Below are 14232 nucleotides of genomic sequence, written 5' to 3'. Positions count from 1 at the left end.
TGAAGGCCTTTGTGCGAATGCCAGTGGCCCCGGTGGTGCCCGCTCCTGCTCGGAATTGGTGCGCCAAGCGGGAACCCCGAAGCCGGCTCGAAGCCATCTGCAGCGTGAGGTGCGTCACCCCTGCGGCATCGGCGGCGTGCATGGCGTCGAGTGCCGCCAGATAGGTGTCGGTGTTGTGGGACTGACCTGTTCCCCTTTCGGAATTGGAAGGTTGGGAATTCCCAACGTCCAGTCCCCGTTCCGTCACGGTCGTGCAACCCCGCTGTCACAGCGCCCAGCTACGCACCGTGCAGCCGAAAGCGGCAGGGGAAGACAAGCAGTGACGAGCAAGAACACGACGCGCCGGCAGCTGCTGCGCGCGACCGCCATGCTGGGCGCCATGTCGGGCGCGAGCTTCGCCGGCGCGGCAGAGCCCGCCAAGGCGAACGTCGCCCCCGTCACCTCGACCGGACCGACAGTCCCCGCGGACGATCAGACCCGGCAGACCGGCCTCGCCGAGGGATCGGACATCGTCGTGACTGCAACCAGGCCCAACGAGATCGCGCCCGTCACCGCGTCTCTCCAGACAACCCAGCCGCAATCGGTGATCAGCCGGTCCTTCATCGAGGACTCGCTTCCCGCGACGTCGGACTTCAACCAGATCGCGCTGATCTCGCCCTCGGTGTCCAACACCGGCAGCGCCAACGGCGCGGGCCTTTCCGAGTCGAAGGCGCAGATCCGCGGCTTCCAGGACGGCGAATACAATATCACCTACGACGGCGTGCCGTTCGGCGACACCAACGATCCGACCCATCATCCCAACACCTTCTTCCCGTCGAACACGATCGAGACGCTGATCGTCGACCGCGGTCCGGGCAACGCCGGCCAGCTCGGGCAGGCGACCTTCGGCGGCAACATAAACCTGTTCTCCCGCGCCGCGCGTGAGGAGGCGGGGCTCGAGGCGAAGGCGAGCTACGGCACGTTCGACACGGTGCTGGTGCGCGGCCTCCTTCAGACCGGGGAGATCGACCGGTTGGGCGGCGCGCGCGGGGTGTTCAGCAGCCAGGCGATCCATTCCGACGGCGCGCGGACGTTCAGCCCGTTCCGTTCCTTCAACATCTTCGGCAAGGTGGTCATCCCGGTCGGTCCGTCGGCGCGGCTGACCCTGCTCGGCACATACAACGTCAATCGCTTCAACCAGCCGGACAACGATGGCGCGACGACGTCGCAGGTCGCGCTCTACGGCAAGCAGTTCAGCCTCAACGCCGACCCGAACAGCCAGACCTTCTATGGCTACAACCACACCCACAAACGCACCGACTTCGAGATCGTGCGCTTCGACGCCGATCTCGGGCACGGCTCCACCTTCGACAATCGGGCCTACACCTACAGCTACGACAACGAGACGCTGTCGGGGAACGACGTCACGCTGTTCGCGACCGCGACACCGGCCCAGATCGCGGCGGCCAACACGGTGGTGCTGACGCCCGGCGCCAAGGCCGTGTCGGGCGTGCCGGGCTACACCAAGACCAACAGATATCGGGTGTTCGGCGACATCGCGCGGGTGCACCTCGACTTCGGCTTCGGTGCGCTGACGACGGGCGCGTGGCTGGAATGGTCGAACACCTATCGCCAGCAGCGCGACGTGAACCTGGTGACCCTGGCAGCGAACTTCATCGAGAAGGCCGTCGTAGATCCGGTTTCCGGCACGGGGACGCCGCAGAACGTCAAGTTCGACCAGAACAGCCACACCAACCATACCGAGGCGTTTGTCGAGCTGGAGCTGCGCCCGCTCCCCGGCCTGTCGATCACGCCCGGATTCAAGCACGTCGACTTCAACCGCCAGATCCGCGCGGCCTACAACCAGACCACGCGCTACGCGCAGAGCAGCAGCGACACCTACACCGCCGACCTGCCGTTCCTGACGGTGAACTATGCGCTCACGGACCGCCTCGCCGCTTATGGTCAATACGCCCGCGGCTTTCTCGCGCCCCCCTTGAGCGTGCTCTACGTCGCCAACCCGCGGCTATCGACCGTGGCGCCGGAACGCTCGACCAACTACCAGGCCGGCGCGGTCTATCACGGCGCGAACCTGTCGCTCGACGCCGACGTGTATCGCATCGACTTCAGCAACAAGTTCTCCTCGTTCACGTCGGCCGTGCCCGGGGAGGGCGTCGTGTTCATCAACCAGGGTGCGGTCCGCTACCGGGGCGTGGAGGCGCAGGCCACGTACGCCTTGCCATTGGGGTTCGCTGTTTTCGCCAACGGCTCGCGCAACGAGGCCAGGACCGACAACCCCGGCGTCATCCGCCAGCAGGTCGCCAAGGCACCCGAATACACCGCCGCCGGCGGCCTGCTCTACAAGCACGGGCCGATCCGCTTCTCGCTCATCGACAAGTGGGTGGGCCGCCAGTTCTTCCTCAACCCGACCGGCTCGACCGCGCCGGGCACTGCCTACGACAGCGACATCTACCAGTCGCGCGGCTACAACGCCGCCATCCTGTCGGCGCGCTACGACGTCGGACCGGTCAGGCTGGGAGTGGAGGTCAACAACATCTTCGACTCGCAGCGCGTCACCAGCATCTCGACCGGCAAGACGGCGCAGTTCGACCAGTATTTCTACCAGGCGCCGCGCGCGGTCACCGGCGACGTGACGGTCTCCTTCTAGAGTCCGTGCCGATCGCGCTCGCACCGTTGCTCGCCGCCAGCGTGGTATCGGCCACGGCCGTGGCCAGGCCGGCCGACCCCGTCCAGGCGGCCTATGTCGTGATGGCGGACCGTGGCGCGGTCGTGCGCGCCGTCACCACCGCGGCCGCATGCCCGGTGCTCAGGCTCGACGGGCGGTCGCGGCGGATGGCCCCGCGCGCCGCGCCCGCGACCCTGCCTGCGCGACCCACCGCTTCGGGTGTCGGCGACAGCAAGCCTTCCGACTTCGCGGTGATGGTCTGCGAGGCGTCGACACCCATCGGTCCTCGCCGCGCCACCGTGGCCGGTCGAACCCTGCTGCTGCCTCGCCACGTCGTCCGCCGCATCGTCGTCATCGGCGACACCGGCTGCCGCCTCAAGGCAAGCACGCTGGCGTACCAGGCCTGCAACGACCCCCAAGCGTATCCGTTCGCAAGGATTGCGGCGCGGGCGGCCGCCTGGAGGCCGGACCTGGTCATCCACGTCGGCGACTACCTCTACCGGGAGAACCCCTGCGCCGCGGGGCATGGGGGCTGCGCCGGCTCGCCCTGGGGGTATGGCTGGGACAGCTGGCGTGCCGACTTCTTCGGGCCCGCGGCGGCGCTGCTCGCGGCAGCGCCCTGGGTCGTGACCCGCGGCAACCACGAGAGCTGCAACCGCGGCGGTCAGGGCTGGTGGCGGCTGCTCGACCCCAGGCCGATCCAGCCGGGCCGCGACTGCATCCAGCCGGCCGACGATGCGACGGGCGACTGGAGCCCGCCCTATGCCGTCCCGCTCGGCGGCGGCGCGCAGGTGGTCGTGATGGACCTTTCGATCGCGGACACGAAGGCCATCCGCCCCGACGATCCGCGCTACGCGCAGCTGGTTGCCACGCACGACTCGCTGGCACGGCTTGCGCGCGGGGCGCGGTTCACCTTCGCGACGGATCACTACCCCATATTGGGCGTCACCATCCCCGACGCGAAGCCGAACGCCGCACTGAGCGCCGGCAACGCGGCCGTGCGCTCCACGTTCGGGGCTGTCGACCCTGCGATCGTGCCCGCCGGCGTCGACGTCCTGCTCGCCGGTCATGTCCACCTGTGGGAGCACGTTGGCTTCGGCGGCACCGCGCCCAGCCAGTTCGTGGTCGGCTTCTCGGGCACCGAGGAGGATGCCGTGCCGCTGCCGTCCTCCCTGCCGCCGGGCACGTCGCCCATCCCTGGCGTGACCGTCCGCGCGTTCGAGGCGTGGACGCGCGGCTTCGGCTTCATGACGTTCGAGAGGACGGGCGCGAGGTCCTGGGCGGCGGCGGTGCGTGCCGCCGATGGCCGCGTGGTGCGCCGCTGCCGCATCGAGGGGCACCGCTCGACCTGCGGACCCGAGGCGGCGTGGGTCCGCGCGCGTCGCGGGCCGCCGCCCAGCCGTTCGGGGCCGCCTTAGCCGGCACGGCCGCGAGCGGAGCAGGCGCGACCAAACCGATGCGGAGCGTCGGTGTCATGCGACGGCTCCGATGTCCGCGGGTTCCGATTCGGGCGGCGCGTTCCGGCGGCCGCCAAGGATCCAGCGGTAGAGGCTGGGCAGCAGAAGCAGGGTGAGCAGGGTGGAGGTGACGATCCCTCCTATGACGACGGTGGCGAGCGGACGCTGCACCTCCGCGCCCGCGCCATGCGCGATCGCCATCGGCACGAACCCGAGCGATGCGACCAGCGCGGTGGAGAGCACCGGCCGCAGCCGGTCGTGCGCGCCCCGACGGACGGCATCCTCCACCGGCATTGCCTCGCCCTCACGTCCGTCTCGCAGCGAGTTGATGTGGTCGACGAGCACGAGCCCGTTCAGCATCGCGATCCCCGAAAGGGCGATGAAGCCGATCGCGGCCGTGATGGAGAATGGCATCCCCCGCAGCCACAGCGCGAGCACGCCTCCCGTGACCGCGAACGGGATGCCGGTGTAGACCATCGCGGCCTCCTTCACGCTGCCCAGCGCAGCGTAGACCAGCGCGAAGATCAGCAGCAATGCCGCCGGAACGACCAGCGACAGGCGCCTGTTGGCGGCCTCCAACTGGTGGAACTGCCCGCCGAACTCGATCCGGTAACCGGGCGGCAGCTTGACCTCTCGGTCGACGTCGGCGCGTGCTTTCGCGACATAGCCCCCGAGATCGCTGGTCGACAGCGATACCATCAGGGCGGCGCGACGCTCGCTCCCGTCGTGCAGGATCGGTTCCACCGCGGGCGCCTCCTTCAGCCGCGCGACGCGGGACAGCGGCACCATGCCATAGTCGCCGACACGCAGCGGCAGCGCGAGGATCGCGGCCGGATCGGCGCGCAGATTCTCCGGCATCCGCACCACGATCGCGTGCCGGGCCTCGCCTTCGGGGATGAACCCGACCTCCGCCCCCGCGACCGCGTCGCTGATCGCCCTGTTCACCTCCTGCGTACCGAGCCCGAGGCGCAGCAGCGCCGCATGGTCCAGTTCCACCACCACGCTCTTGGGCCGGCCCGCGGTCTCGAACTCGACGCTGGCGGTCCCTGGCTGCCTCTCGAGGACCGCCTTGGCCTGCTTCGCCGCGCGCTCGAGAATGTCGTAGTTTTCGCCGAACACCTTCACCGACACGTCCGCCCGGACGCCCGCCAGCATCTCGTTGAACCGCATCTGGATCGGCTGCGCGAATTCGAAGGTCTGCCCGCGGTAGGCGCTGCGGGCAACCCTCTCGATGCCGGCGATCAGCTCCTCCTTGGTCCTGGGTTTGCCGTTGCCTTGCGGCCAGTCCTTTTCCGGCGAGTAGAAGATGTAGAGGTCGTTCTCGTTGGGCGGCATCGGGTCGGTGGCAACCTGGCTGGTGCCGATCCGCGAGAAGGTGTGCGTCACCTGCGGAAACGCGCGGCGGATGTCGCGCTCGGTCCGCTGCTCGATGGCGAGGCTGCTCTCGAGCGACAGGCCGACCGGCTTGTAGACCATGGCGGTGATCGAACCCTCGTCGAGCTGCGGCGTGAACTGCGATCCCAGGGATTTAAAGACGATGAACGCTCCGCCCAGCAACGCGAGCGCGCAGATCGCGAGCAGCAGCGGATGGGCGAGCGCCCGGTCCAGCACGGGCGCGTAGCCGCGCTCCGCAACGCCCATCAGTCCCTTGCGACGGCCGTCGTCCTCGCCGCCCGCCGGCGGACGCAGCAGCCATGCGGACAGCGTCGGCACGATGGTGAACGTCCAGATCAGGCCGGCCAGGATCGCGAGCATCACCGCCTGCGCCATCGGCTGGAACAGCTTGCCCTCGACCCCGCCGAGGCTCAGCACCGGGACGTAGACGAGTGCGATGATGGCGATGCCGAAGATGGTCGGCCGGGCGACCATCCGCGCCGCATGCGCCACCGTCTCCCGGCGTTCCTCCGGGGTCAGATCCTCGCCCTTCTCGCGCCGCCGGTCGGCCAGCAGGCGCAAGCTGTTCTCCACCACCACGATCGCGCCGTCGACGATCAGGCCGAAGTCGAGCGCGCCCAGGCTCATCAGATTGCCGGACACGCCGATCGCGTTCATCCCGCCGACGGTCACCAGAAAGGCCAGCGGGATCACCAGCGCCACGATCAGCGCCGCCCGCCAGTTGCCCATGACGACGAGGAGCACCAGCGCGACCAGCAACGCGCCTTCGCCAAGGTTGCGCTCGACCGTGTGGATGGTCCGGGCGACCAGGTCGGCGCGGCTGTACTGCTCGTGGACGACCATGCCCTTGGGCAAGGCCGACTGGAGGCCGGGCAGCGCCTCGTGCACGCGCAGCGCCACTTCGCGGCTGTTCTGCCCGACCAGCATCATCACCGTTCCGAGGACGGTCTCCTGCCCGTTCTGCGTCGCCGCTCCCTGCCGCGGCGCCGACCCGATCACCACGTTCGCCAGGTCGCGTACCTGAAGGGGGAGCACGCCGGCCGCGAACTTGACGGGGATGGCGCCGATCGCGGCCGCGCTCGTCACGCGGGCGTCGGTCCGCACGGTGAAGCGCTCGGCGCCGCGACTGATGACGCCACCGCCGGCGTTCTCGACGTTCCTGCCCACTGCCTGGGCGAGTTCGGCTGCGGTCACGCCGTGCATGGTCAGGCGCCTCGGGTCGGGCTCGACCACGAACTGCTGTTCGATGCCGCCGTTCGAGTTGACGTCGGCCACCCCGTCCACGGCGCGCAGCATCGGGCGCACGGTGTATTCCTGCGCCTCGTAAAGCTCCATGAGCTGACGCTGCGCGTCCATGCCGGGCGGCGGCCGCCGCCATTCGAGCGTGTAATAGTAGATCTCGCCCAGGCCGGTGGTGATGGGCGCGAGCTGCGGCGAGCTGCCCGCGGGAAGCTGGCCCTGCACCGCGTTCAGCCGCTCGGTGACGAGCTGGCGCGCCTTCAGCTGATCGGTGCCGTCTTTGTAGAGCAGCGTCACCTGGCTCAGACCCGTCTTGGTCAGCGAGCGCGTCTCGTCCAATCCCGGCTGCCCGCCCATCGCGCGCTCGATCGGCAGGGTGACGAGCTTCTCGGTATCCTCGGGCGCGAGCGCCGGGACGGCCGTGTTGATCTGGACCTGCACGCCCGTGATGTCGGGAATGGCATCGATCTTCAGGCTGAGGAACGACCAGAATCCGATCGCGGCGACCAGCGCCGAGACGAGCGCAACCGCGAGCCGGTGCCGCGTCACCAGGTCGAGCAATGCGCCGATCACAAGGCCGGCCTCACCGGGCCAGCGCGCCGCCGCCGTTCAGGGCGCGTAGCTGGAGGAGCGCCTCGAGCGCCTCGCGCCGCGTGTCGAGCACGGCGTTGGTGGCGTCGACGTAGGACTGCTGCATCTGCATGTAGGTGGCGAGCGGAATGGCGCCCAGCCGGTAGTTGCTGTCGGCCTCCTGTGCCGCAGCCGCGAAGCCCTGGGGCGTGCTGCCGCGCCACTGCGCGAGCGCGCGGCGCTTGGCCTCGTATTGCGCGGCCTTGTCGAAGACGTCCCGGGCGATGCGGCGCTCGGCCTCGATCAGGGTGGCGTTGGCCTGCGCCTGGCGACCCGCCTGGACGGCGACCTCGCCCGCCTGCCGGTTCCAGAGCGGGATCGTGGTCGACAGGCGAACCCCGTAGTTGGTCTCGCGCGTGTCGGATCGCGCCCGGTCGTAATAGGGCCCGATGCCGAGGACCGGCAGGCGCGCCTTGCGGGCGAGGTCGACACGCAGGCCCTGCTGCTCGAACTGCGCGCGCAGCGCCTTCAGCTCGAAGTTGTTGGCGCTGGCGGCGGCAGCGAGCGTCGCGCCCGAGGGCAGGTCGGGAAGGCTCGCGTCCGGGCGCACGATGCGGATGCGCGCCGTGTAGGGTGCGGCGCGGAGCTGGTTCAGTTCATAGAGAATGGTGTTCGCCTCGGCGTCCGCGATGGCGGCGACGCGTTCCGCGCCGATCGCGCCGGCCTGCAGCGAGGCCGCCTCCAGCCGCGGGGCGGGGCCCGCCGGATCGCGCGAGACGATCACCCGCGCCAGTGTCCGCATCCGGTTGGCGACGGTCCGGGCGACGGCGGCCTTCTCGTCGGCGGCGAACAGGCCGTAGCCGAGCGCGCGCGCCCGCCCGGCCAGCGTCGCGTCGAACTGCTGCAGCCCGATGCGCGCAAGGTCGATCTGCCGCTCCGCGATCGCGCGGCGGAGCGCGATGCGTCCCCCGAACTCGACCGGCTGCACGATCGAGACGGCGTAGGTCTGGCCATCGCCGAGCGGCGCGCCGGTGCGGGCGTCGTTCTGCCGACGCTCGCCGAACTCGACCACCGCCTCGGGGTCCGCCCAGCGCCCGGCCGCCTGCCGTTCGACCCCCGCCGTCTCGATCTGCCGCTGGTAGAACCGCCGCTCGGGATTGCTGGCGACCACGTCCTGCGCGAGCCGGTCGAGCGAGAGCGCCGCGCCGCCTTCGGACTGCGCGCGAGCCGGCACGCCCGGCGCCAGTGCCATCGGTCCGAGCAGCAAGAGCGCCACCGTGCGCATGTCGGTTCTTCTCCAGCGGTTTGGCGCCCGGCGTTAGCCGCTGCCTTGCCGGAAGGTCGACTAAACACCGGTTCACAGTCTGAAACGCTATTCAGTTGACCTGCGCGCGCCAGCAGGGCGAACTGGCCCGCGTGACCCATATCCTGCTGATCGAGGACGACCCTGGCACCGCCGACGAGATCGCGCTGGAGCTCTCGGCCAGCGGATACCGCGTGACCCGCGGCGCCTCGTTCGAGGAGGGGCTGGAGGTGGCGCGGGAGAGCGCGCCCGACCTCCTGATCGTCGATCGGCAGCTGCCGGACGGCGAGGGGCTGGACCTGATCGCCCAACTGCGCGCCGAGGGGCGGCGCACGCCGGCGCTGGTGCTGAGCGCGCTCGGCAGCCTGGACGACCGCGTCCGCGGCCTGCGCGCGGGCGGCGATGACTACCTGTCCAAGCCGTTCGCGCTCGTCGAGCTCGTCGCCCGCGTCGAGGCGCTGCTCAGACGCCCGAACGAGACGCGCGACACCCGCCTGATCGTCGGCCCGCTCGATCTCGACCTGTTCGACGTCACCGCGACGCGGGCTGGCCGTCCTCTCGAGCTGCTGCCGCGCGAGCTGAAGCTGCTGGAATACCTGGTCCGGCGACCCGGCCGCGTGGTGACGCGGTCGATGCTCCTGCAGGACGTCTGGGGCTACACATTCGAGCCGAACAGCAACGTCGTCGACGTTCACATGGGTCGCCTGCGCCGCAAGGTGGACGCGGAAGGGGAGCCGCAGCTGATCCGGAACGTGCGCGGGCAAGGCTACCTCTTCGATGTCGCGAACTGACCCGCGGACACGCGCGACGTGGCGCTGGGGCGGCGCGATCGCGGCGCTGCTGGTGCTCCAGTCGCTGGTGCTGGCGGCGCTCTTCTGGCTGCTCGCCAGCAGCAGCCACCAGCGCTCCGCCGAGCGCGGCTTCGCCGCGGACTGCCGGACCCTGGCGGGCCTGCCGCGCGACCAGCGCGCCGGTGCGCTTCGCGCCATGCTCGACCGCGACATCCACCGCGACCGCTTCCTCGCGCTCTTCGACCGAGGCGGCGCGCTGATCGAAGGCAATGTGGCGCGTCCGCCCGCGCAGGCCACGACCGGGTCCTTCATCGCCGAGGTCCGGCCCACCGAGCTGCCCGGCAAGCAGCGAGACGTGGCGCGGCTGGCGCTCTGCGCCATGCCCGACGGCACGCGACTGCTCACCGGCGTCGACCTCGACGACGCCGAGGAGGCGCTCCGTGTCGTCGAGCGGTCGCTCCTGATCGGGCTCGCGCCCGGGCTCCTGATCGCGCTCGCCTTCGGGCTCGTCGCCGGGCGCCGGGCGGCGAGGCAGGTGGACACGATGCGCCGGCTGGCGGAGAGTATCGTGGCGGGCGAGCTCGATCGACGCCTGCCGGTCGGCACCCGTCCCGACAGCTTCGGCCTGCTGTGCGCGCACATCAACACCATGCTGGATCGACTGCAATTGCTCGTCGCCGAGGTTCGCGGAATCGGCGACGACATCGCGCACCAGCTGCGCACGCCGCTTACGCGCCTGCGCGCCCGGATCGAACGCGGTTTGCGCCAGGCCGATGATCGGAGCGGCTTCGAAGCGGTCGCGACCTCCGCGCTGACGGAAATCGACAAGCTGCTCGGCATAGTCGCTGCCCTGCTCCGCATACGGGAGCTGGAGGACCATGCACGGCGCAGCCGCTTCGGCCCGGTGGACCTCGCCAGGCTGGTGGACGATGCGTGCGAACTCCACCGGCCTAGCGCCGAGGACCGGGGTATCATGCTCCACTGTCGCATCGACGCCGTGCCGCAGGTCGAGGGAGACGCCAGCCTGCTGATCGAAGCGGTGTCGAACCTGGTCGACAACGCCATGAAGTTCGGGCCTCCGGGCGGCGAGGTGACCTTGTCCCTCCGCGTGGAGGGACGGGAAGCCGTCGTCACCGTCGCCGACCAGGGCGGCGGCGTGCCGGCGGCGGAACGACCGCTCGTAACGCAGCGCTTCTACCGCGGGCGCCACGACTGCGGCGGGGCCGGGCTCGGCCTCAGCCTGGTCAAGGCCATCGCCGACCTGCACGGCTTCATGCTGCGCTTTGCCGACCGGGGCAGCGCCGTCGCGCTGGTGTGCCCGATCAAGCAGCTCGGCCGTTCCTGAAATCGATTTTAGACAACCTACCGCGGTCACGCTCGTTTGACCGACATTGATTGGCACACCCGCCGCGCCGTGCGCGTGCGGCGGCCACGCCCGTGTTTCCGCAACCCTGAAAGGATCTTCATGCGCCTTACCCTCCTCGCCTCCGCAGCCCTGCTGGCCGCGTCGCCCGGGCTCGCCCAGACGCAGCCCCAGACGGGACCCTTCCCGCTGAACAGCGTGACCGACCGCGAGCACTCGGGGCCGCAGGCCGGCGCGCTCCGACCTTCCATCCGGGCGCTGCAGCAGACGCTGACCGAACTCCAGCAGCTCCAGCTCCAGACCAAGCAGGCGCACTGGAACGTCTCGGGCACGCTGTTCTACCCCCTGCACGAGCTGCTGCAGGAGCATTACGAGGGCGTCGCCAAGTATGCGGACGAGGTGGCGGAGCGGCTTCAGGCGATCGGCGTCTCCTCCGACGGCCGGGCCAACACCATCATCCGCAACAGCCGCATCCCCGAATACCAGGGCGGGTTCACGGACGACGCCCAGGTCATCCAATGGTTCGCCCACTACTACAAGGTGACCAGCGACGAGATCGGCGAGGGGATCAAGGCTACCAACGACAGCGATCCTACGACCTCCAACCTCCTGCAGGAGGTCCAGCACGCGATTGACAAATACCAGTGGCAGATGCGCGCGCACTTCCAGGCAACGCCGACCGACCCCAACACCAACGCCGACCTGAACAACGGCAAGCCAGTCGTCGCGGCGAACAAGCCGTCGCCGCCAATCCAGCAGTGACCTGCGCCAGTCTTCGTGCGACCACCTGCGCGCTGCCCCCGGCTTCACGAACCTCCCGAGCGAGCATCCGACATGGCCGACACCGATCCGATCCTCTCCACCCGTGGCAAGGGCGGCCAGACGAACCAATGCGCGACGCGCCACCGCTGGCCGCTGAACGGAAGGCGAAGCCTGATATCCGCATCGTCGACCCGGCCGGGCCCGTCGCGGCCGCGCGGACGAGATGTCGGACGCGCGAGGCCAAAGTGAGGACGCTCGCATGAGACGAGCCGCTACCGCACTCGCGACAATGCTCACCTGCGCCGGGTGCGTTTCGGGCGGGCATCCCGATCGCGAGCTGGCCGCCGGATCCGCGTTCGACCCCACCGCCTTTTTCGCGGGGCGGACGCAGGGAACGGGCGTGCTCAAGGTCGCCTTCCGCGGGCCCGAACTCACGCTCGTGGAAGGTCACGGCCGCGTCGCGGCGGACGGAACGGTGATCCTCGACCAGGAGGTCCGTCGCGGCGCCAGGCCGGCGACGCGACGGACCTGGCACCTGCACCTCGATGGCGCGGGTCGCTATTCCGGCACCCTGACCGACGCCACGGGACCCGTGACGGGGCAAGTGGAAGGCAACAGGCTCCACTTGTCATTTGCCATGAAGGGCGGTCTCCACGCGCAGCAGTGGCTCGATCTGCAGCCGGGCGGAACGGTAGCGCGGAATGTCATGGTGGTCTCCAAATTCGGGATGCCGCTCGCACGACTCGATGAGACCATCACCCGCAAGTAGGGCTGAGCTCGTCGGCTCGCGGCGGGCACGGGAAAAACTCGCCGTCGGAGCTGGCGTGCTGGCCAGCATGGGGCGGAACCCTCGTCGGGGTCCAAAAGGCGATGGAAACGCCACCAGCTATGGTGGACCAGGCGCCTTTACGCCCAGAGTTCCATTGCCGCTAGCCGAAGGTCGCCCCGAAGGTCCGACCGACGGCGAAGGTGACCGCCATCGCGAGCGCTCCCCACATGACTACCCGGACCGCGGCCCGCGCCGGTGGGGCGCCGCCCGCCCGCGCGCCTACGGCGCCGAGGGCTGCCAGGACGAGCAGCGCCACAAGCGCCACTGCGGGCACCATGGACGCCACCGGAGCGAGCGTTGCAGTGGCGACGGGCCAGACACCGCCCGCGGCGAACGATGTCGCCGACGCGAGCGCGGCCTGCACCGGGCGGGCCGAGGACACGTCGGTGATGCCCAGCTCATCCCGCGCATGGGCACCGAGCGCGTCCGTCGCCATCAACTGATCCGCTACGGTCGCTGCGAGATCGGGCGCGAGACCCCGTCGGACGTAGATCGCGGCCAGCTCGCGGTGCTCTGCCTCGGGGTAGGCCAGCAGCTCCTGGCGCTCCCGGTCCAGATCCGCCGCTTCCGTGTCGGACTGGGAGCTCACCGAGACATATTCGCCGGCGGCCATGGACATCGCGCCCGCGACCAGGGCGGCGACGCCGACCATGAGGATCTGACGAACGCCCGGCGCCGTCGCCGCCACCCCGACCATGACGCTGGACGTCGAGAGCAGGCCGTCGTTCGCACCGAGAACGGCGGCGCGGAGCCAGCCAATGCGAGTCATGTAGTGTGCCTCGGCAGGTTGATGCGGCATGGTCCGCAATCGCGTCTCCACCATCTTCGCCTCCGACTGTCCGAACGCGGGTTCCATCAACGATGCCGAGGCCGGGCGGCGGCGCGGGGCAGCATCCGGCGGACCACGCCGTCCCGCAGGACCAACGCGTGATACGCCGCACCAGAAGCGTGGAGCCCGACCAAGACCAAGAGCGCCGTGGCGAGCGCCTTGTGGACGTCGCCGGCCGCATGACCAAAGCTCGAGGCGACCGCCACCAGCGAAGGCAGCGGCACCACGCCGAACAGGCTGACCGGCCACCCCCGCGCGGAGGCGTTGGCCCAGCCCAGGAAGGGCAGCGCGAGAAGCAACGCATACAAGCCGTAATGGGTAAGCCTGGATAGCAGTCGGAGGGGGGCGGAGAGATCGCGCGGCGGCGACGGCGGGCGGTGCGTCAGGCGCCATGCCAGTCGGGCCAGCATGACCGCAAGGATGAGGGCGCCGACGGATAGGTGCCAACCGACAAGACCGTCCGGCCTCACACCGCGATGGATCTCGGGCATCGTCCAGGCGATCGCGAACTGCACCGCAACCAGGACGACGATCAGCCAATGGAAGCCACGCGCCACACCATCGTAGCCACCCGCATCCGCTGCCACAGATCGATTCAAAGCAACCTCCCGTCATCCAGCTCGCAAGCAGGCTGGCCCGCGATTACGATATCTATCGGCCACGAGCGACCCTTCGTGGGCGCGGATTGTCGCCAGACGAACCCACGTCCCACTTCCGCTAGCGACCGGGCTGGCCTTTGCGCCGCGCCTGCGCGGGACCCACTTCGTCGGCCCCGCCCGGCCTTCCACAGAGTATCCCGGAGGTCGGGCGGGGAAGCGGGCCGGTTCCGAGAAACGCGCCTCGGCGCGTTTCGAACAGACTCTCAACTCGACTTTCCGCATTTCAGGCGGCGTAGCATGCGAGTTTGATCAGGCGATCAAGTGTGCCGTTGGTTGATTTCCGCGGCTGCCGGTCCTGTTGGGACATGGCAAAAGTCTGGTCAGTCCATAATTGTCGCCGGACCGCGGCGAGTGCATCGCTGAAGGTGAC

10 protein-coding genes are annotated in these 14232 nt (G+C 69.7%); 6 read left to right on the top strand and 4 right to left on the bottom strand.

Annotated elements, in window-relative coordinates; genetic code table 11:
• Positions 1-319 precede the first annotated feature (319 nt).
• Together ACE5C1_RS05775 and ACE5C1_RS05770 are read left to right on the top strand one after the other, a co-directional pair.
• On the top strand, positions 320-2647 hold the full coding sequence (locus tag ACE5C1_RS05775) for a TonB-dependent receptor (protein WP_374943109.1): 2328 nt from the start codon (positions 320-322) through the stop codon (positions 2645-2647).
• A gap of 5 nt (positions 2648-2652) precedes the next feature.
• Positions 2653-4083 (top strand): metallophosphoesterase, encoded by a 1431-nt coding sequence (locus ACE5C1_RS05770; RefSeq protein WP_374943108.1) that lies wholly within the window; start codon positions 2653-2655, stop codon positions 4081-4083.
• Positions 4084-4137: 54 nt separating this feature from the next.
• Here the strand turns inward: ACE5C1_RS05770 and ACE5C1_RS05765 are convergent, their stop codons facing one another.
• Positions 4138-7329, bottom strand: a complete 3192-nt coding sequence (locus tag ACE5C1_RS05765) for an efflux RND transporter permease subunit (protein ID WP_374943107.1) — start codon at positions 7327-7329, stop codon at positions 4138-4140.
• A 10-nt stretch (positions 7330-7339) separates the two neighbouring features.
• Positions 7340-8611, bottom strand: a complete 1272-nt coding sequence (locus ACE5C1_RS05760; RefSeq protein WP_374943106.1) for a TolC family protein — start codon at positions 8609-8611, stop codon at positions 7340-7342.
• Between the two features lie 131 nt (positions 8612-8742).
• Here ACE5C1_RS05760 and ACE5C1_RS05755 point away from each other — a divergent pair, with 131 nt between their 5' ends.
• From ACE5C1_RS05755 to ACE5C1_RS05740, 4 genes are all read left to right on the top strand, one after another.
• The gene (locus tag ACE5C1_RS05755; RefSeq protein ID WP_374943105.1) at positions 8743-9420 is read left to right on the top strand and encodes a response regulator transcription factor; all 678 of its coding nucleotides are present in this window, start codon (positions 8743-8745) and stop codon (positions 9418-9420) included.
• 67 nt (positions 9421-9487) lie between these two features.
• Positions 9488-10765, top strand: coding sequence for a sensor histidine kinase (locus ACE5C1_RS05750; protein ID WP_374943104.1), 1278 nt, complete (start codon positions 9488-9490; stop codon positions 10763-10765).
• 120 nt (positions 10766-10885) lie between these two features.
• Positions 10886-11545 (top strand): DNA starvation/stationary phase protection protein, encoded by a 660-nt coding sequence (locus ACE5C1_RS05745; RefSeq protein ID WP_374943103.1) that lies wholly within the window; start codon positions 10886-10888, stop codon positions 11543-11545.
• A 289-nt stretch (positions 11546-11834) separates the two neighbouring features.
• Positions 11835-12314 (top strand): DUF3833 family protein, encoded by a 480-nt coding sequence (locus tag ACE5C1_RS05740; protein WP_374943102.1) that lies wholly within the window; start codon positions 11835-11837, stop codon positions 12312-12314.
• A gap of 160 nt (positions 12315-12474) precedes the next feature.
• Here ACE5C1_RS05740 and ACE5C1_RS05735 read toward each other — a convergent pair whose 3' ends face one another.
• Together ACE5C1_RS05735 and ACE5C1_RS05730 are read right to left on the bottom strand one after the other, a co-directional pair.
• Positions 12475-13230 (bottom strand): VIT family protein, encoded by a 756-nt coding sequence (locus ACE5C1_RS05735; RefSeq protein WP_374943101.1) that lies wholly within the window; start codon positions 13228-13230, stop codon positions 12475-12477.
• Positions 13230-13790 (bottom strand): cytochrome b, encoded by a 561-nt coding sequence (locus ACE5C1_RS05730; protein ID WP_374943100.1) that lies wholly within the window; start codon positions 13788-13790, stop codon positions 13230-13232. The genes ACE5C1_RS05735 and ACE5C1_RS05730 overlap by 1 nt, the downstream gene beginning before the upstream one ends.
• Positions 13791-14232 lie beyond the last annotated feature (442 nt).

Origin of the sequence: Sphingomonas sp. (genome assembly GCF_964263785.1) — a bacterium.
In the GTDB taxonomy this organism is placed as follows: Bacteria; Pseudomonadota; Alphaproteobacteria; order Sphingomonadales; family Sphingomonadaceae; genus Sphingomonas.
Note: the sequence above shows the minus strand (reverse complement) of the source record. Positions and strands in the feature narration are given on the sequence as shown.

Coding starts and splice junctions, on each gene's coding strand:
- ACE5C1_RS05760 (WP_374943106.1), bottom strand. CDS start 8,611: ATGCGCACGGTGGCGCTCTTGCTGCTCGGACCGATGGCACTGGCGCCG.
- ACE5C1_RS05745 (WP_374943103.1), top strand. CDS start 10,886: ATGCGCCTTACCCTCCTCGCCTCCGCAGCCCTGCTGGCCGCGTCGCCC.
- ACE5C1_RS05740 (WP_374943102.1), top strand. CDS start 11,835: ATGCTCACCTGCGCCGGGTGCGTTTCGGGCGGGCATCCCGATCGCGAG.
- ACE5C1_RS05735 (WP_374943101.1), bottom strand. CDS start 13,230: ATGGAACCCGCGTTCGGACAGTCGGAGGCGAAGATGGTGGAGACGCGA.